The 18,713-nt window shown below is 69.5% G+C and carries 17 protein-coding genes and 1 pseudogene; 5 read left to right on the top strand and 13 right to left on the bottom strand.

Features of this window, described 5'->3' with window-relative positions; translation table 11 throughout:
- Positions 1–72: 72 nt before the first annotated feature.
- From I4Q55_RS13440 to I4Q55_RS13415, 6 genes are all read right to left on the bottom strand, one after another.
- Complete coding sequence (locus tag I4Q55_RS13440) at positions 73–1,356, bottom strand: thymidine phosphorylase (RefSeq protein ID WP_206787913.1); 1,284 nt, start codon at positions 1,354–1,356, stop codon at positions 73–75.
- The gene (locus tag I4Q55_RS13435; RefSeq protein ID WP_206787912.1) at positions 1,353–1,742 is read right to left on the bottom strand and encodes a cytidine deaminase; all 390 of its coding nucleotides are present in this window, start codon (positions 1,740–1,742) and stop codon (positions 1,353–1,355) included. The genes I4Q55_RS13440 and I4Q55_RS13435 overlap by 4 nt, the downstream gene beginning before the upstream one ends.
- The gene (locus I4Q55_RS13430) at positions 1,743–2,972 is read right to left on the bottom strand and encodes an ABC transporter permease (RefSeq protein WP_206788103.1); all 1,230 of its coding nucleotides are present in this window, start codon (positions 2,970–2,972) and stop codon (positions 1,743–1,745) included.
- A 32-nt stretch (positions 2,973–3,004) separates the two neighbouring features.
- On the bottom strand, positions 3,005–4,096 hold the full coding sequence (locus I4Q55_RS13425; RefSeq protein WP_206787911.1) for an ABC transporter permease: 1,092 nt from the start codon (positions 4,094–4,096) through the stop codon (positions 3,005–3,007).
- Positions 4,093–5,664, bottom strand: a complete 1,572-nt coding sequence (locus I4Q55_RS13420; protein WP_206787910.1) for an ABC transporter ATP-binding protein — start codon at positions 5,662–5,664, stop codon at positions 4,093–4,095. The genes I4Q55_RS13425 and I4Q55_RS13420 overlap by 4 nt, the downstream gene beginning before the upstream one ends.
- Before the next feature lie 80 nt (positions 5,665–5,744).
- On the bottom strand, positions 5,745–6,884 hold the full coding sequence (locus I4Q55_RS13415) for a BMP family protein (RefSeq protein ID WP_206787909.1): 1,140 nt from the start codon (positions 6,882–6,884) through the stop codon (positions 5,745–5,747).
- Between the two features lie 646 nt (positions 6,885–7,530).
- Between I4Q55_RS13415 and sdhC the strand changes: the two genes are divergently transcribed.
- From sdhC to I4Q55_RS13395, 4 genes are read left to right on the top strand one after another with little or no spacing between them, the layout of a single operon-like run.
- Positions 7,531–7,974 (top strand): succinate dehydrogenase, cytochrome b556 subunit, encoded by a 444-nt coding sequence (gene sdhC, locus I4Q55_RS13410; protein ID WP_206787908.1) that lies wholly within the window; start codon positions 7,531–7,533, stop codon positions 7,972–7,974.
- Between the two features lies 1 nt (position 7,975).
- A complete protein-coding gene (locus I4Q55_RS13405; protein WP_206787907.1) occupies positions 7,976–8,389 on the top strand; it encodes a succinate dehydrogenase hydrophobic membrane anchor subunit in 414 nt (137 codons plus the stop codon).
- A 20-nt stretch (positions 8,390–8,409) separates the two neighbouring features.
- Positions 8,410–10,164: a succinate dehydrogenase flavoprotein subunit gene (gene sdhA, locus I4Q55_RS13400; protein WP_206787906.1), complete on the top strand. Its 1,755-nt coding sequence runs from the start codon at positions 8,410–8,412 to the stop codon at positions 10,162–10,164.
- Positions 10,164–10,934, top strand: coding sequence for a succinate dehydrogenase iron-sulfur subunit (locus tag I4Q55_RS13395; protein WP_206787904.1), 771 nt, complete (start codon positions 10,164–10,166; stop codon positions 10,932–10,934). The genes sdhA and I4Q55_RS13395 overlap by 1 nt, the downstream gene beginning before the upstream one ends.
- Positions 10,935–11,447: 513 nt before the next feature.
- Here the strand turns inward: I4Q55_RS13395 and I4Q55_RS13390 are convergent.
- Positions 11,448–12,827: a S8 family serine peptidase gene (locus I4Q55_RS13390; RefSeq protein WP_242545889.1), complete on the bottom strand. Its 1,380-nt coding sequence runs from the start codon at positions 12,825–12,827 to the stop codon at positions 11,448–11,450.
- An 88-nt stretch (positions 12,828–12,915) separates the two neighbouring features.
- Entirely contained in the window at positions 12,916–13,155 is a 240-nt protein-coding gene (locus I4Q55_RS13385) for an SCO4848 family membrane protein (RefSeq protein ID WP_206787900.1), read from the bottom strand.
- Between the two features lie 41 nt (positions 13,156–13,196).
- Between I4Q55_RS13385 and I4Q55_RS13380 the strand changes: the two genes are divergently transcribed.
- The gene (locus I4Q55_RS13380) at positions 13,197–14,441 is read left to right on the top strand and encodes a D-alanyl-D-alanine carboxypeptidase family protein (RefSeq protein WP_206787899.1); all 1,245 of its coding nucleotides are present in this window, start codon (positions 13,197–13,199) and stop codon (positions 14,439–14,441) included.
- A 67-nt stretch (positions 14,442–14,508) separates the two neighbouring features.
- Here I4Q55_RS13380 and yhjD read toward each other — a convergent pair whose 3' ends face one another.
- The 5 genes and pseudogenes from yhjD to I4Q55_RS13355 all read right to left on the bottom strand — a co-directional run bounded on the left by yhjD (position 14,509) and on the right by I4Q55_RS13355 (position 18,705).
- The gene (gene yhjD / locus I4Q55_RS13375) at positions 14,509–15,519 is read right to left on the bottom strand and encodes an inner membrane protein YhjD (RefSeq protein ID WP_206787898.1); all 1,011 of its coding nucleotides are present in this window, start codon (positions 15,517–15,519) and stop codon (positions 14,509–14,511) included.
- 211 nt (positions 15,520–15,730) lie between these two features.
- Positions 15,731–16,052: pseudogene (locus I4Q55_RS13370) on the bottom strand (AAA family ATPase); the annotation flags it as partial.
- Positions 16,049–17,083, bottom strand: a complete 1,035-nt coding sequence (gene trpS / locus I4Q55_RS13365; protein ID WP_206787897.1) for a tryptophan--tRNA ligase — start codon at positions 17,081–17,083, stop codon at positions 16,049–16,051. The pseudogene I4Q55_RS13370 and the gene trpS, both read right to left, overlap by 4 nt.
- 46 nt (positions 17,084–17,129) lie before the next feature.
- Positions 17,130–17,564 carry a hypothetical protein gene (locus I4Q55_RS13360; RefSeq protein ID WP_206787896.1) on the bottom strand — a complete coding sequence of 145 codons (435 nt, stop codon included), beginning with the start codon at positions 17,562–17,564 and terminating at the stop codon, positions 17,130–17,132.
- A gap of 328 nt (positions 17,565–17,892) precedes the next feature.
- A complete protein-coding gene (locus tag I4Q55_RS13355) occupies positions 17,893–18,705 on the bottom strand; it encodes an exodeoxyribonuclease III (protein ID WP_206787895.1) in 813 nt (270 codons plus the stop codon).
- Between the last annotated feature and the right edge of the window lie 8 nt (positions 18,706–18,713).

The raw sequence follows: 18,713 nt of genomic DNA, 5'->3' as shown, positions 1-18,713 counted from the left end.
ACCGGGATCCGGTGGGGGCCTTTCTCATGCTTCAGATCTCACTCGGACGGGTGATCATCTTCGCGACGATCGTCACACCTCTGCGCGGATCGTCTCCACGACGATCGGGCCCGGCTCAGGTGCCGAGTCGGCGATCGTAAAGCCGCCTTCGAGGGCGGCCAGGGCCGCGGGGACCGCGTCGGGTGTGTCCGTGTGCAGCTCCAGGAGCGGGTCACCGGCCGAGACCCGGTCGCCCGGCTTGGCCAGGCACAGCACGCCCGCCGCGGCCTGGACCGGGTCCTCCTTGCGGGCCCGGCCGGCACCCAGCCGCCAGGCCGCGACGCCCACCGCGTACGCGTCCAGCGAAGCCAGCACGCCCGACGAAGGCGCCTCGACGACGTGGACGTGCGAAGGCGCCGGCAGCGGCGCGGCAGGGTCCCCGCCCTGGGCCGAGATCATCCGGCACCAGACCTCGTACGCCGCACCGGAAGCCAGCACGGCGGCCGGGTCCGCGGAAACACCGGCCAACGCCAGCATCTCCCTGGCCAACGCCACCGTCAGTTCGACGACGTCGGCGGGACCGCCGCCCTGGAGCACCTCGACCGACTCCGCGACCTCCACCGCGTTGCCGACCGCCCGCCCCAGCGGGACGTTCATGTCCGTCAGCAACGCCGTCGTCGGGACGCCGTGATCAGCGCCGATCGAGGTCAACGCGGCAGCCAGCGAACGCGCCTGGTCGAGGGTCTTCATGAACGCGCCCGACCCGAACTTCACGTCCAGGACCAGCCCCGACGCGCCCTCCGCGATCTTCTTGCTCATGATCGAGCTGGCGATCAGCGGGATCGACTCCACCGTCGAGGTGACGTCCCGCAGCGCGTACAGCTTCTTGTCCGCCGGCGCCAGCCCGGACGTCGCCGCGCAGACCACCGCGCCGACGTCCTCCAGCTGCGCCTGGATCTCCGAAGTGGACAGTGCCGCCCGCCAGCCCGGGATCGACTCCAGCTTGTCCAGCGTCCCGCCCGTGTGGCCGAGCCCGCGGCCCGACAGCTGCGGCACCGCCGCGCCGCACGCCGCCACCAGGGGCGCCAGCGGCAGCGTGATCTTGTCGCCGACGCCGCCCGTCGAGTGCTTGTCGACCGTGGGCCGGGAGACCGGCAGCGACAGCCGCTCCCCCGACGCGATCATCGCGTGCGTCCACCGGGAGATCTCGGCCGACGTCATCCCGCGCAGGAAGATCGCCATGGCCAGCGCCGACATCTGCTCTTCGGCGACGTCACCACGGGTGTAGGCGTCGACGACCCAGTCGATCTGCTCGTCGGAAAGCGTGCCGCCGTCCCGTTTCGTCCGGATGACATCGACCGCCGCGAACGCGCTCACGGCAGGTCGTCCGGGCCGAACGCGTCCGGCAGCACGTCGGACATCGGCAGCACGCCACGCGGCGTGTCCACCAGGCACGTGGACCCGCCCAGCTCGAACAGGACCTGCCGGCAGCGCCCGCACGGCATCAGCAGGTCACCGGCACCGGACCGGCAAGCGACCGCGACCAGGCGGCCGCCGCCGGACAGCCGCAGCTGGCCGGCCATCGTGCACTCAGCGCACAGCCCGAGGCCGTAGGAAGCGTTCTCGACGTTGCACCCGGTCACGACCCGGCCGTCGTCGACGATCCCGGCGACCCCCACGTGCAGCCCCGAATAAGGCGCGTACGCATGGGAAGCAGCCTCGATCGCCTGGGAACGCAGCGCGTCCCAATCCACAGTAGACACTCAGTCCTCACCCCGTCGGTACGGCTGCCCGTCGGCCTTCGGCGGCCGCAGCCGCTGCGAGGCCACCGCCAGCACGATCAGCGTCACGAAGTGCGCGGTGTACGGGATCAGGTCGGACGGCAGCGTGTCGTTCGACCAGTAAATCGCGTACAGCACACCGGCGCCGATGACGCCGAGCCCGGCCGCGATCCACTGGCGGCGGAACAACTGCACCACGACGATCACGCCGACCAGGATCACCGCGCCGTACAGCAGCGCGAGCACCGCTTCGCCGCCGCCGGCGAGCTGGAGGCCGTCCGCGTAGCCGAACAGGGCCGCGCCGCCGAGCAGGCCGCCCGGCCGCCAGTTGCCGAAGATCATCGCCGCGAGGCCGATGTACCCGCGGCCGTTCGTCTGGTTCTCCAGGTAGTCCGCGCCGCCGCGCAGCAGCACCAGCGAAGCGCCACCCATGCCGGCGAACGCGCCCGAAATGACCACGGCCACGTACTTGTGCAGGTAGACGTTGACGCCGAGGGACTCGGCCGCCACCGGGTTCTCGCCACAGGAGCGCAGCCGCAGGCCGAACCGGGTGCGCCAGAGCACCCAGAAGCTCACCGGCACCAGGATGATCGCCAGCATCGTCAGCGGCGCCACCTCGGTGACGAGCCCGCGCAGGATGCCGGCGACGTCGGAGATGCCGACGCGCTGCTCCTTCTCCAGGTCGCCGAGCCAGTCCGAGAGGAACGTCGCCGAGTAGGTGTCGAACTTCGGCACCACCGGCGACTGCCGCGGGTTGCCGGAGATCGGCGCGAAGATCAGGTTCGCCAGGTACTTCGTGATGCCCAGGCCGAGCAGGTTGATCGCGACACCGGAGACGATGTGGTTGACGTTGAACGTCACCGTCGCCACCGCGTGCAGCAGCCCGCCGAGCGCGCCGAACACGATCGCGGCGATCAGGCCGGCCCACACGCCACCGTTGTAGGAACCCCAGGCGGCGCCCCAGGTGCCGAGGATCATCATGCCCTCGAGGCCGATGTTCACCACGCCCGCGCGTTCGGCCCAGAGGCCACCCAGCGCGCAGAGCAGGATCGGCAGCGCCAGGCGCAACGCCGTCTGCGCGGTGTTCGACGACGTCAGCGCGGCGACGCCGGTGGAGTACGACGCCGCCGAGATGACGACGATGGCGACCACGGCCCAGATCACCCCGCGCAGCCAGCCGGGGATCCGGCCCCGCTTGCGCTGCACCGGCATGGTCGAGCCGGATTCGGGAGCGACGTCGGTGATCACACCGCACCCCCTTCGCTGACCGAGGAACCCTTGCGGCCGGCGAGCGCGCGCCCGACCCGGCGTTGTTCCGCCGCGAGGTCGGCCCGGCGCACGATCTCGTACGCCACGACGACCGACAGCACGATGATGCCCTGCATGATCGTCGCGATCTCCTTGGACACGTTGATCTGCTCCAGCGACACCGCGGAGGTGTCGAGGAACGCCCACAGCAGCGCGCCGAGCGCGATGCCGCCGGGGTGGTTGCGGCCGAGCAGCGCGACCGCGATGCCGGTGAAGCCGTACATCTGGGTCGCGGTGATGCCGTAGCTGTAGTCGCGGCCGAGCAGCTCCGGCATGGCGACCAGGCCGGCGACGCCACCGGAGAGCAGCATCGCGATCAGCGTCATCTTCTTGGCGTTGACACCACCCGCGGCGGCCGCGGTGGTGGACTCGCCGGACGCCTTCAGCTCGAAGCCGAACCGCGTGCGGTTGAGCATGAACCAGTAGGCACCGCCGACGATCGCGGCGATGAAGACGAACCCGAAGAGCGTGCCCGAGCCAAGCGGGATGCCGGGGATCCGGCCGGACGGCTCGATCACGCGGGTGCCGATGTTGTTGCCGGTCTGCACGCCGAACTGGTCGGCGTTGATGAGGAACGCGATGATGCCGGCGACGATCGCGTTGAGCATGATCGTCGAGATGACCTCGCTGACCCCGCGGGTGACCTTGAGGATCGCCGGGATCGCCGCGTACGCCATGCCCGCGACGACCGCGACCACCAGGATCGCGACGACGTGGATCACCGGCGGCAGCTTCATGGCGCCGCCGGCGATGGCCGCGACGACGGCGGCGAACCGGTACTGGCCCTCGACGCCGATGTTGAACAGGTTCATCTGGAAGCCGATGGCCACCGCGAGCCCGGACAGGTAGTAGACGGTCGCCAGGTTCACCGTGTCGACCGCGGTCGAGCCCTTGAACATCTGGCCGATCATCGTGCCGTACGCCTGCAGCGGGTCGGCCCCGGAGATGATCAGCGCGATCGCCGACAGCAGCACGGCGAAGACGATCGCCAGCAGCGGTGGCAGCAGTTTCGTGCGCCAGGAGGTCATTCTTCGTCACCCTCTCCCGCGCCGGTCATCGCGGAGCCCAGTTCCTGCGGGGTCACGGTGGCGGGGTCGGCCTCGCTCACGAGGCGGCCGCGCAGCATGACCCGGATCGTGTCGGACAGGCCGATCAGCTCGTCGAGGTCGGCGGAGATCAGCAGCACCGCGAGGCCGTCGGCGCGGGCCTGGCGGATGTTCTCCCAGATCAGCGCCTGCGCGCCGACGTCGACACCCCGCGTGGGGTGCGACGCGATGAGCAGCACCGGGTTGCCGGACAGCTCGCGCCCGACGATCAGCTTCTGCTGGTTGCCGCCGGAGAGCGCCGCGGCCGGGACGTCGATGCCCGGCGTGCGGACGTCGTAGTCGCGGACGATCCGCTCGGTGTCGGCGCGGGCGCCCGCGATGTCGAGCAACTGGCCCTTCGAGACCGGTTCACGGGTCTGGTAGCCGAGGATCCGGTTGACCCACAACGGTTGCGTGAGCAGCAGGCTGTGCCGGGTGCGGTCCTCGGCGATGTAGCCGATGCCCGCCTCGCGCCGCGCCAGCGTGCCCGCCTTGGTGATGTCCCGCGCCTTGCCATCGGCATCGACCAGCTCGATCGTGCCGCCCGACGGCTTGCGCATGCCCATGATCGTCTCGACCAGCTCGGTCTGGCCGTTGCCCTCGACACCGGCGATGCCGAGCACCTCGCCCGCGTGCACGGTGAAGGAGACGTCGTCGAGCGCGTTGCGGTCCGACCCCTCGGCGCCCAGCGTCAGCCCGGTCAGCCGCAGCACGTCCCGGTCGGTGACCGTGGACTCGCGGGTCTCCGGGCTGGGCAGCTCGGACCCGACCATCATCTCCGCGAGCTGGCGGGAGGTGATGGTCTTCGGGTCGGCGGTGCCGACGGTCGTGCCGCGCCGGATCACCGTGACGGTGTCGGCGATCGCGCGGACCTCGTCGAGCTTGTGCGAGATGAAGAGGAAGGTGTAGCCGCCGTCCTTCATCTCCCGCACGGTGTCGAAGAGCGCGTCGACCTCCTGCGGGACCAGCACCGCGGTCGGCTCGTCGAGGATGATGATCTTCGCCCCGCGGTAGAGCACCTTGACGATCTCGACGCGCTGGCGGTCGGCGACCCCGAGCTCCTCCAGCAGCGTCTCCGGCTTGGCGTGCAGGCCGGTCCGCTCGGCGAGCTCGGCCAGCCTGGCCCGGGCGGCGCGGCCGATGCCGTGCAGGCCCTCGGCGCCGAGGAAGACGTTCTCGCCGACGGTCAGGTTGTCGGCGAGCATGAAGTGCTGGTGCACCATGCCGATGCCGGCGCGGATGGCGTCCTGCGGGTTGCGCAGCTTCACCTCTTCGCCGTTGATCGCGATGGTGCCCTCGTCCGGCGGCTGCATGCCGTACAGGATCTTCATCAGGGTGGACTTGCCGGCGCCGTTCTCGCCACAGATGGCGTGCACCTCGCCCGCGGCGACGGTGAGGTTGACGTCGGAGTTGGCCACCACGCCGGGAAAGCGCTTGGTGATCCCGGTCAGCTGGACGGCGGGGGCGCCCCGGTCGGGGACGGCCTCGGCCGGGGCCTCGGCTGTGCTCATGGGCGGGAGAATTCCATATCTCGTGTAAACGCGTGAGGGGCCCGGAGGAGAAAATCCTCCGAGCCCCGGCGCGCACTGAGTTACTTCTGCGGCTTGTCCGAAACGGTGATCTGGCCCGCGATGATCTGGGCCTTGTAGCCGTCCAGGACGTCCTTGATGTCGTCGATCTTGCCACCGGAGGTGGCGTAGCCGACGCCGTCGACCTTGAGGTCGAACCGCTTCGGCAGGGTCGTCAGGTCGCCCTTGGCGACGGCCCGCACGTAGTCGAACACCGCGACGTCGACGCGCTTGAGCATCGACGTGATGATGATGTCCTTGTCGGCCTCGACGGTCTTCTGGTTGTACTGGTCGGAGTCGACACCGATGGCCAGCGCGTTGCCCGCCTTCGCGGCGTCGAACACGCCCTTACCCGAGGCGCCGGCGGCGTGGTAGATCACGTCCGCGCCCTTGGCGATCTCGGCCGCGGCCTTCGCGTTGCCCTTCGGCGGGTCCTGGAACCCGGAGAAGTCACCGGCCGGGGTGAGGTACTCGTCCTCGATCTTGATCTTGGACGAAACGGTCTTCGCGCCCTGCAGGAAGCCGGCCTCGAACTTCTGGATCAGCGGGGTGTTGACACCGCCGACGAAGCCGATGTGGCAGTTCTTGCTCTTGTACGCGGCGGCGACGCCGGCCAGGAACGAGCCCTGCTCCTCGGCGAAGACCAGCGACGTCACGTTCGGCAGCGTGATCGAGTCGTCGTCGACGATGGCGAACTTGGTGTTCGGGTACTTGGCCGCGACGACCTTGACCGCCGGCGCGTAGGCGAAGCCGACCGCGATGATCGGGTTCAGGCCAGTGGCGGCCATCTGGTCGAGGCGCTGCTGCTTGGCCGACTCGGCCTCGCTGGAGCCGGCGGTGCTCTCGCTGACCGTCGTCACGCCGAGCTCGGCCTTCGCCTTGTCGGTGCCCGCGGCGGCGGCGTCGTTGAAGGACGCGTCACCCCGGCCGCCGACGTCGTAGGCCAGGCCGATCTTGAGCTTGCTGCCGTCGACCTTCTCACCGGCTGCCGCCGAGCTGCTGGCGGCGGCGGGCGCCGCGGGCGGCTTCGGCGCGGTGATGCAGTCGGAACCACCCGACGAAGCCGCGGTGTTGTTGGTGCTGCCACCGCCCGAGTCCTTGGCGCACCCGGCCAGGGTGAGCACCCCGGCCATGGCCGCGGCGGCCAGCGCGGTTCCACGCATGCGACGCAACGTGATTCTCCCTCCCCGCTGATCCAGCGGATGGTCAAGGGCACGACCCGGCCCTACTGCCGGGTCGACCGCCAGACCGTACCCGCCGGACAGGAATGCGCCATAGGAAAGGCACGCTACGTAACACAAACGTTTACTCACGAGTCGCACGCGCGACGAACTGGACACCGACCGTGATCATCCCGGCCGCCCAGCGCGGCTTTCGGCGGTACCAGAGTTCCCTGGGACGACCGAAAGCCCGTTTGCTGTCACTCAGCGTGCCAGGCCGACCGAGGGCTGGACCACTCCGATCACTCTGTGAGACGACACTGGCCAGCCGCTCTTCCGAATCGTTCCAGGCCGCTCCGGACGATCACCACTCGATCGTGGGTCAGCCGGGTGGGCGAACAGGCCCCGCACGGCCGCGACGTGTCCATAGTGGACCCCGGCGCTGTGACGGCGCCCACACTCGGCGCGCGTCCGGGTGTCTGGTCCATCACAGAGGGGAACCCGGAGGTGAGCCGCCTTCCGGGGGCGGGTCTAGCATCCGATTCATCCAGGCTCGATGACGTTGATCTCGGCATAGCCGCCGTTCCCGCGGCGACAGCGGACCTCACGGCCACCGGGCGCACAGTCAGACGTTGGAGGCCGTTCACCGATGTCCACCACGGCGAGCACCGCCCCAGAGGCGGCGGCGAGCGATCGGGCGGGTGCCTCACGCCGGCAGGGGACCTTCTACCGGGGCGACCCCGGCATGTGGTCCTGGGTCCTGCACCGCATCACCGGCGTGCTCACATTCTTCTTCCTGTTCGTGCACGTGCTCGACACCGCGCTGGTGCGCGTGTCGCCGAACACCTACGACCAGGTCATCGAGACCTACAAGACGCCGCTCGTGAACCTCCTGGAGGTCGGGCTGGTCGGCGCGGTGCTGTTCCACGCGCTCAACGGCATCCGCGTCATGCTGGTCGACTTCTGGTCGAAGGGCCCGCAGCTGCAGAAGGCCATGACGTGGGTCATCGGCGTCGTCTGGGTCGTCGTGATGGTTCCCGGTGCGTTCTTCATGCTGAAGCGCACCGCCGAAATGCTCTTCGGGGGTAACTGACATGGCCGACCTCGCTCTCGCCAGCCCCCGTTCGCCGAAGCGCCCCGCCGCGCGCCGCAGCAACTTCGAGCTCTACAGCTGGCTGTTCATGCGGATCTCCGGCCTCGCGCTGGTCGTCCTGGTGCTCGGCCACCTGCTGATCATGAACATCCTCGACGGCGGCGTGCACCGGATCAACTGGGGCTTCGTCGCCGGCCGCTGGGCCTCGCCGTTCTGGCAGTTCTGGGACCTGTCGATGCTGTGGCTCGCCGAGATCCACGGCGGCAACGGGCTGCGCACGATCATCGACGACTACGCCCGCAAGGACAGCACGCGGTTCTGGCTGAAGATCCTGCTCTACGTCTCGATGGTGCTGATCCTGGCCGTCGGCACGATGGTGATCTTCACCTTCGACCCGAACATGCCCGCGAACTGAAGCCCCGGAGACCTCCTGCCATGCAGTTCCACAAGTACGACGTGGTGATCGTCGGTGCCGGCGGCGCCGGCATGCGCGCGGCCATCGAGTCCGGCCAGCGCGCCCGCACCGCGGTCCTCACCAAGCTCTACCCGACCCGGTCCCACACCGGCGCGGCCCAGGGCGGCATGTGCGCCGCGCTGGCGAACGTCGAAGAGGACAACTGGGAGTGGCACACCTTCGACACGATCAAGGGCGGCGACTACCTGGTCGACCAGGACGCCGCCGAGATCATGGCGAAGGAGGCCATCGACGCCGTCCTCGACCTCGAGAAGATGGGCCTGCCGTTCAACCGCACGCCCGAAGGCAAGATCGACCAGCGCCGGTTCGGCGGGCACACGCGTGACCACGGCAAGGCCGCGGTCCGCCGCGCCTGCTACGCCGCGGACCGCACCGGCCACATGATCCTGCAGACGCTGTACCAGAACTGCGTCAAGTACGGCACGGAGTTCTTCAACGAGTTCTACGTGCTCGACCTCGTCACCACCCCGGACGAGAACGGCAACCCGGTCGCCTCCGGCGTCGTCGCCTACGAGCTGGCCACCGGCGAGCTGCACGTCTTCCAGGCGAAGTCGATCGTGTTCGCCACCGGCGGCGCGGGCAAGATCTTCAAGACGACGTCGAACGCGCACACCCTCACCGGTGACGGTCTCGGCATCATCTTCCGCAAGGGCCTGCCCCTGGAGGACATGGAGTTCTTCCAGTTCCACCCGACCGGCCTCGCGGGCCTGGGGATTCTCATTTCCGAAGCCGTCCGCGGCGAGGGCGGGATCCTGCGCAACGCCTCCGGCGAGCGGTTCATGGAGCGCTACGCCCCCACCATCAAGGACCTCGCGCCGCGCGACATCGTGGCGCGCTCCATGGTGCAGGAAGTGCTGCAGGGCCGGGGTTGTGGCCCGAACAAGGACTACGTCGTCCTCGACGTCACGCACATCCCCGAGGAGACGCTGAACGCGAAGCTCCCGGACATCATGGAGTTCTCCCGGACCTACCTGGGCGTCGACCCGGTCAAGGAGCCGGTGCCGGTGTTCCCGACGTGCCACTACGTCATGGGCGGCATCCCGACCAACATCCACGGCGAAGCGTTGCGGGACAACGAGAACGTCATACCCGGCCTGTACGCCGCGGGCGAGGTCGCGTGCGTGTCCGTGCACGGTTCCAACCGGCTCGGCACGAACTCGCTGCTGGACATCAACGTGTTCGGCCGCCGCGCCGGCATCGCCGCCGCGGAGTACGCGCTGGCGCACGAGCACGTCGAACTCCCGGAAAACCCGACCGCGCTGGTCGAGGAGCAGCTGGCGGGCCTGCTGTCGGAGCACGGCGACGAGCGCGTCGCCGACATCCGCAAGGAAATGCAGCAGACGATGGACTCGCACGCGTCGGTGTACCGGACCGAGGACACGCTGAAGCAGGCGCTGACCGACGTCCAGGCGCTGAAGGAGCGGTACCAGCGGATCACCGTGGCGGACAAGGGCAAGCGGTACAACACCGACCTGCTCGAAGCCGTCGAGCTGGGCTTCCTGCTGGAGCTGGCCGAGGTCCTGATCGTGGGCGCGCTGGCGCGCAAGGAGTCCCGCGGCGGCCACGCCCGCGAGGACTACCCGAACCGCGACGACACGAACTTCATGCGGCACACCATGGCCTACAAGCAGGGCTCCGGTCTGTCGTCCGACATCCGGCTGGACTACAAGCCGGTCACCTTCACCCGCTACGAGCCGATGGAGCGGAAGTACTGATGACTGCGGCCACCACTGAGGACGCTCCTGCTGCTGCGGACGAGCACACCCCGATCACGGTCACGCTGAAGATCCTGCGGTTCAACCCGGAGGTGGATTCGGAGCCGCACTGGGAGTCCTACGACGTCCCGGCGCAGCGCACCGACCGGCTGCTCAACCTGCTGTTCTACGTCAAGGACTACATCGACGGCACGTTCTCGTTCCGCCGTTCGTGCGCCCACGGCGTGTGCGGGTCCGACGCGATGCAGATCAACGGCATCAACCGGCTCGCCTGCAAGGTCCTGATGAAGGACCTGCTGGAGAAGAGCGGCAAGAAGACCACGATCACGATCGCCCCGATCAAGGGCCTGACGACGTTGAAGGACCTCTACGTCGACATGGACCCGTTCTTCGAGGCGTACCGCGCGATCAAGCCGTACCTGATCACCTACGGCAACGAGCCGACGCGCGAGCGCATCCAGTCCCAGGCCGACCGGGATCGTTTCGACGACACGACGAAGTGCATCCTCTGCGCGTGCTGCACATCGTCCTGCCCGGTGTACTGGAACGACGGCTCGTACTTCGGCCCGGCGGCGATCGTCAACGCCCACCGCTTCATCTTCGACTCCCGCGACGAGGGGTCGGAGGAGCGCCTGGACATCCTGAACGACGGCGAAGGCGTCTGGCGCTGCCGCACGACGTTCAACTGCACGGACGCCTGCCCCCGCGGCATCCAGGTGACCAAGGCGATCCAGGAAGTGAAGCGCGCCCTGCTGTTCAAGCGCGTTTGAGTTCTAGAGGCACGGGGAGGGCCGGGGGGGGGAGAGAGAAAGAAGGCGAACCGGCGGCCGGCAACGCGAGCCGACCAACGACGTCACCAGGCCTCCCCCGCCCCTCATCCCAGCCTTCTCTTCAGTCGACGACCGGGTTTGTCAAGGCACGCTTTCCCGCCTTGACAAACCCGGGCGGCGACTGACAATCCGAACGGAGGGGCGGGGGAGGTCGGACCCGCAGCCCAGCCGCGGCAGAAGCCTGCCGTGGCAAAAAAGATTGTCCTCGCCGGACGGGCAGGCTCTGGGATGACCACGGGGAGCGCTGTCCCCTCACGTTTGAGAGGTGGGCCGCTGGGTGGTCATCCCGTCGCCTGAACGAGGCCTATCACTTTGAGCCGGGCCCGCAAGCTTGCGCTGTCCCCTCGCGTTGCGCTGTGTGTTGCGGGCCCGGCTCAAAGTGATTTCACGGCCTCAGGCGACGGGATGACCACCCTGCTCCTTTGCTGGGTCCGGGGTGCTCCCGTCATCCGGTCAGCGCACTGCGTCCAGGGCGTCCACCAGGCCGTGGCCGTAGTACGAGTTGTTCTTCGCCGGGCCCGTGCAGGCCGTGTCCGTGGCCGCGCACTTCACCGCGTCCGCTTCGCTCTCCAGGACCTTGGCCAGCAGCTGCGGGGGGATTCCGCGGTGGCGGGATGCGATCAGCGCCGCCACGCCCGCTGCGTGCGGGGAGGCCATTGACGTGCCGCACTTCGAGCCGTACTTGCCGCCGACCACCGTTGACAGCGGGCATGCCGGGCCGGCGCCCTCCGGTGGCGTCTGGGCGAAGTCGCCGCCGGGTGCCGTCACGTCGATGTCGCCGTAGTTGCTGAAGCCCGACTTCGTGCCCGCGTAGCCGACCGACGACACGTTCACGACGCCGTCGATCGCCTTCGGGAGGATGCCGCACGTCGAGTCCACCGGGTGGGGGCGGTTGGGGTCCGTCTCCGGCTTCGTCGTGTCGAGGCTGTCGTTGCCCGCCGCCGCCACGTTCAGCACGCCGCGGCGTGTCGAGAACTCCACCGCCCGGCGGACCGCCTCGAACGCCGCCGCGTCGCCCGGCTGCTTCGGGCAGTAGAACAGGCCCGGGTCGATGTAGTAGCTGTTGTTCGTCACCGCGAACCCGTGCCGGGCCGCCCACACGAACCCGCAGACCGCCGACTCCGGGAAGATGTAGCCCGAGTCGTTGACGACCTTCACCGCGGCCAGCCGCACGCCCGGGGCGACGCCCGTGAAGCCCGCCGCCGGGTCCTTGCCCGCGATCGTGCCCGCCACGTGCGTGCCGTGGTCCGACGTCGTCGGTGCCCAGGAGGCCGGCGTCGAATCCGGTGCCCCGGTGACGCAGCCCGCCGAAGCGGCCGGGTCGACGGCCGCCTTCAGCGCCGGGTGCGTCGCCTCGATGCCCGAGTCGAGCACGCCGACCGTCACCGCGCGGCTGCCCTGGTAGATCTTGTTCGCTTCGGGCGCGTGGATCGCCTTCATGTCCCACTGCTGCGCGGACAGGTCACCGGCGGCGGCCACGGACCGCGTGTCCTCCAGCGTCCGCACCGCGCCCAGCGAGCGGGCGGAAGCCGCGGCGCCCTGGGAAGCCACGTCCTTGGCGCCCGAATAGGCCCGGTAGACGCCGATCTTCTGCTGGAAGTCCGCGTTGCGCGAGCTCGCGATCGCGACACCGATTTCGGCGTAGTAGGCGACCTTCGTGCCGCACTTGGCCGCCAGTTCCTTGTCGACGGCCGGCTCGCGGGTGCCCGGCTGGTACGTCACGACGTAGGTGTACGGCGTGCTCGTCGTGTCGCAGGCGACCGGCGCGGCCTCCGCGGCCGGGGCCGCCGCGAACAGGCCGCCTCCGACGGCCAGCACGAGCGGGGCCGCCATTCGACGTAAACGGGACATTCCACCTCCAGGTTCGGTGGCGCCAACCTAAACCGGGCCGCCGGGCCGCGCCACCGACCAAGGAGGGGATTCAGGCGTCGACGCGTGAATTCGCGCGCACGCCGCGCCAGCCGAGCACGCCGATGATCGTGCCGAGCACGAACGAGACGACGGTCAGCACGGCGTGCACGACGAAGTAGGCGGTGGGCGAGCCGTCGGGGGTCCAGGCCCGGTCGCTGTCCCAGAGGTTCTTGGCGAAGGTGATCCAGATGATCCACGACCACACACCGAAGGCCAGCAGGAACAGCGAGGTGCCGCGTGAAATGCGCATGCCCCAGTATGCGGCGGCGGTCGCGGCGCTAGATTGCGTGGGTGCACTCCGTTGTCTCCCGGTCGCTCAAGGTCTTCACGACGACGCTCGCCGCCGCCCTCCTGGCCCTGAGCACGCCGGCCATGGCCGCCGCCGCGCCGCAGCAGGGCCAGTGCGCGAACCGCCAGGCACCCCCGCCGCCGGTCGACACGTCGGAAAGGCCCGCGCCGGGCCAGCCGTCACCGGCTCCGCTGGCCGTGCCCGCGGTCCCGGCCGGTGGCGACCGGATGGCCGAGTGCGGCCTCATCACCCCGGACGGCGCGCTCAACCCGCCGGACGGCAACACCGCGGCGTCGTGGCTGGTGCAGGACCTCGACACCGGCGCGGTCATCGCGGCGAAGGACCCGCACGCCCGGCAGCGGCCCGCGTCGCTGATCAAGACGCTGCTCGCGCTGGTCGTCGTCACCCAGCTCGACCCGCAGCAGCCGATCGTCGCGACGAAGGAGGACGCCGAGCAGGAGTGCACCTGCATGGGCCTCGTCGCCGGCGGCCGGTACACCGTCGACCAGCTGCTGCACGGCCTGCTGATGCACTCGGGCAACGACGTCGCGCACGCGTTCGCCACGGCGCTCGGCGGGGTCGACGCCACGGTGGCGAAGATGAACGCGCTGGCCGCGAAGATCGGCGCGCTCGACACGCGTGCCGCGACGCCGTCGGGCCTGGACGGGCCGGGCATGTCGACCTCGGCGTACGACATCAGCCTGATCTTCCACTACGCGATGAAGCAGCCGGAGTTCGCGAAGGTCGTCGCGACGAAGAGCTTCGAGATCCCGCCGACCGGCGGCAAGCCGGCGATCCCGATCTACAACGACAACAAGCTGCTCGGCGTCTACCCCGGCTTCCTCGGCGGCAAGACCGGTTTCACCGACGACGCCCGCCACACCTACGTCGGCGCGGCGCAGCGCAAGGGGAAGCGGCTCGCGGTCGTCATGCTGCGCGCCGAGCAGAAGCCGACCAAGGTGGTCGACCAGGCGGCGAAGCTGCTCGACTACGGCTTCGCGCTGGAAGCCGACCGGGCCGTGCCGGTCGGCCAGATCACCTACCAGGCGCCGACCGTGACGGCACCGGACGGCGACCCCGCGGAGCTCGCCGACGGCGGCACCGGCAACGGCAGCACGTCCTCGGCCGCCTCGGCGGCGAAGGAGGACCCGTTCGGCGTCACCGGCTGGATCATCACGCTGGTGGTGTTCCTGATCATCGTCGGCGGGTTCGTGGTCGGGCACCAGCGCAAGAGGGCCGCGGGCTAGCGGAAACCGGGGCCCGTCACAGCTGGTCCGTCCGCGAAGAGCCAGCCGGCGTGCGGGCATCCCTCGGTCAGGACCGCCGTCGGCCGCCGAGCCACGCGAGCAGCGCGCCGGCGCTGAAGGCCCCGGCGACGGCGCCGAGGCCGGGTCCGCGCTGCACGGTGACGTGCTGCTCGAGCCGCACGGGCGGCGGGGGCGCGATGACCTTGCGTTCGTTCTCCTTGGCCGTCGCGGTCCACGCCGTGATGAGCAGGAGGAACCGCGAGACGAGGTTCGCGAAGACGAGAAGACCGATGACCGGCCCGAACAGCGCGGCCGACGGCGACTTCGTGACGCTGGCCAGGTAGATCGACCCGACTTGCTGCAGGATGACGAACCCGATGGCGGCGACGACGGCGCCCTTGACGGCACTGCGCAGCGCGACGCGTTCCCGCGGCAGGCGGGCGATCACCCAGACGAAGACGAGGGTGTTCGCGGCGAGCCCGAGCACGATGGTCGCCCCGCGGAGCAGCACGATGGCCCAGGTGGCCTGTTCGAGCCCGACGAGTTCGAGCAGGAACTGCCCAACGCCACCCCCGACGGCGGTCAGCGCGAAGGAGACGACGAGGGCGACGCCGAGCCCGATCAGCGCGACGAGGTCCTTGAGCGTCTGCTTGACGATCGGCTGCGGTTGTTTTTCCTGGCCCCACTGCGCGGTGAGGGCGTCCCGCAGGTTCGACATCCAGCCGATGCCGGAGTAAAGGGCGATGAGGAGGCCGAAGATCCCGATCCCGCCGCCGGAGTCGAGCGCGCCCTTGACGATGCCGTTGACGAGGTCCTTGAGACCTTCGGGCACGGAGTTGTTGATGCCGTCGGTGATCTTCGCGATGATCGTCTGGTCGTGGTTGACGACGAGCCCGACAACGGCGAAGGCGACCATGAACAGCGGAAAGACGGAGAGCACGCTGAAGTAGGTGATGGCGGCGGCGTAGTGGTTGCCGTACCGCTCGGTGAAGGCGTCGTTGGCCCGGATGAGGTGATCGAGCCACGGGTACTTCCGCCGCAGCCGCGGCAGCAGCTTTTCCTTTTCTTCGGTCGCCACCGTGAAACGCTAACCACGCACCGTGAACCCCGCAACGCGAGCGGCTCAGGTGAGGGAGGTTCGCCCTACCGGGGCTTCTGTCCACAGGCTGGGGCAGTTGTGGACAGGATGCTTGTTCCCGGCCGCGAAACCCGGTTTCGTCGGTAGGCACCGATAGACTGGACTTGGGCACGCCCCCCAGGGAGGGCGGGGAAGTTTCGGGGCGGTGCCCCTGGCCCCCTGGCAGCACAACCTCGTGAAAGCTCGCCCCGCATTCGCTCGCCAGCGCGTCGAGCCGTTCGGGGAACCCCGGCCGGGCCACCAGCTGCGGCACCCCCACGTCGTGGCCCGCGGTCAGGTGCGTGCGTGCCGCCGCCACCGCGATGTCACGCGCCAGCAGGCCCCGCCTCGCCCGGAGCCGAACGCCAGCCGCCGAGCATTGCGCGGATGTGGTCCACGTCCAGTGCCAACGCCGGCGGGTGGTCGGCGGCGTAGCGCCGGGCGAGCGTCGACTTGCCGCTGCCCGGCGGGCCGTTGAGCAGGATCAGCTTCACCGCACCGGCGGCAGGAACCCGATCCGCTGGTACGTCTTCGCCAGGGTCTTCGACGCCACTTCGCGCGCGCGTTCCGCCCCGGCGGCCAGCACCTTGTCCAGCTCCGCGACGTCGTCCAAATAGGACTTCACACGGTCTTGGATCGGCGTCACCCACTCGACGAAGACCTCGCCGAGGTCCTTCTTCAGGTCGCCGTAGCCCTTGCCTTCGTACGCGGCTTCGAGGTCGGTGATCGTCCGCTCGGTCAGCGCCGAATAGATCGTCAGCAGGTTCGACACGCCCGCCTTGTTCTCGGCGTCGAACTTGACCTCGCGGCCGGTGTCGGTGACCGCCGACCGGATCTTCTTCGCCGAGCGCTTCGGGTCTTCGAGGAGTTCGACGAGGCCGTTCGCGCTGGACGCCGACTTGCTCATCTTGCTCGTCGGGTCCTGGAGGTCGTAGATCTTCGCCGTGTCCTTGATGATGTACGGCTCCGGCACCACGAACGTCTTGCCCAGCCGGTTGTTGAAGCGCTGCGCGAGGTTGCGCGTCAGCTCCAGGTGCTGGCGCTGGTCCTCACCGACCGGGACGGCGTCGGCCTGGTACAGCAGGATGTCCGCGGCCTGCAGGATCGGGTACGTGAACAGGCCGACGCTCGAGCGGTCGGCGCCCTGCTTCGCGGACTTGTCCTTGAACTGCGTCATCCGGCCGGCCTCGCCGAAGCCGGTCTGGCACTCCAGCACCCAGCTCAGCTGCGCGTGCTCCGGGACGTGGCTCTGCACGAACAGGGCGCTGCGCTGCGGGTCGATGCCGATGGCCAGCAGCTGGGCGGCCGAGACGCGGGTGCGCTGGCGCAGCACCTTCGGGTCCTGCTCGACGGTGATCGCGTGCAGGTCGACGACGCAGTAGAACGTCTCGTGCGTGTCCTGCATCCGCACCCACTGGCGCAGCGCGCCGAGGTAGTTGCCGAGGTGGAACGAGTCGGCGGTGGGCTGGATCCCGGACAGGACCCGCGGGCGGCGCTCTGCTGCGACGGTCTGTTCTTCGGACACGTCAGGATTCTTCCAGGCCGGGACGACCGGCGGACGCGGAGGGCCCTCAGGCGTTCGGCCGCGGCGCGAGGAACGGGCGCGTCGGCGTGACGTCGGGTTCGGCGAGCACGGGCTGGGCGAGCATGGGCTGGGCGAGCATGGGCTCGGGGATCATGGGCTCGCGGAGCATGGGCTCGGCGAGCACGGCTTCGGCCATCGCGGTGACCGGCCCGTCCGGCACGACCGGGGTGGCCTCGGCGAGCGCCGCGGCGGCCCGGGTCTTGCGGCGCTGGCGCAGCACACCCAGCGTCATGCCGACGATGCCCAGCGCGACGGCGACCAGCCCGACGGGGCCGAGCACGCCGAAGCTCTCCGCGTTGGTGCCGGACTGCGCGGTCGTCGTGACGGCGGCGAACGCGCTGCCGGCGCCGGCCAGGAGCAGGCCCGCCGGGACGAGCGTGACCACCACGGCCGCGCGGGAACCGCGCAGGGTGGACCGCAACAGGGTTCGACCTGGGTTGCGCACCGGAGTGCCTCCCGCGAGTAACGCTCACCCATCCGAGTGAGACGTTGCGTGCTACTGGTCAGAAAACTACCGAGCGTGTCAAGACCTGTCGGTTCTGATCAACTCGGGAGCGAGAGTAGCGCTCATCCGGTTATACGGTCCGGGCGCCCCCAGGGTTCACTCTGACCACCCGGGTGGGTGGTTTTGCGGCCGTGAACTACTACCTGAAGTAGAGCGTGGCCGGTCAGGCTCACTCGTCGTTCGCAATGCCGGTGCACGCTGGGCTTTGCCGCTGTTCGGCAGGCCGTTCACCGGATAGTGGTGGCTAGAAGTCGATGTCGTAGGTCGCGGTGACCGGCGCGTGATCGGACCAGCGCTGGTCGTAGGCGGCCGCCCGCTCGACCACGACCTCGACGACCTTCTCGGCGAGCCCCGGGGTCGCGAGCTGGCAGTCGATGCGCCAGCCGGAGTCGTTGTCGAAGGCCTGCCCGCGGTAGGACCACCAGGTGTACGGGCCGGGGCCGTCCGGGTCGAGCCGGCGCTGGACGTCGGTGTAGCCGGCCTCGGTGTAGACGCGGCCGAGCCAGGCGCGTTCCTCGGGCAGGAAGCCGGAGTTCTTGCGGTTGCCGCGCCAGTTCTTGAGGTCGACGGTGTCGTAGGCGATGTTCCAGTCCCCGACGACGACGGCCTCTCGCCCGGCCGCGGCGGCCTTCGCCCGCAGCTCGACGAGGTAGGGCAGGAACGCGGCCATGAAGCGTTCCTTTTCGTCCTGGCGTTCGGTGCCGACGTCCCCGCTGGGCAGGTAGAGGCTCGCGACCACGACGTTCGGCAGGTGCACCTCGAGGTAGCGACCGCTGTCCTCGAACTCGGGCTCCCCGAAGCCGATGCGCACCTCTTCGGGTTCGACGCGGCTGTAGACGGCGACGCCGTTGCGCCCCTTGACGGCCGACGGCGCGTGCACCGAGAACCACCCGTCGGGCTCGACGACCTCGGCGGGCAGCTGACTGGCGTCGGCCCGCACCTCCTGGCAGGCGACGACGTCGGCCTTCGTGGCGGCGAGCCACTCGACGAAGCCCTTTTTGGCGGCGGCGCGGAGGCCGTTGACGTTCACGGTGGAGACGGTCAGCACACGTTGCACGCTACCTG

The organism is Amycolatopsis sp. MtRt-6 (assembly GCF_017308975.1).
In the GTDB taxonomy this organism is placed as follows: Bacteria; Actinomycetota; Actinomycetes; order Mycobacteriales; family Pseudonocardiaceae; genus Amycolatopsis.
This window is presented reverse-complemented; position numbering and strand designations above follow the sequence as displayed.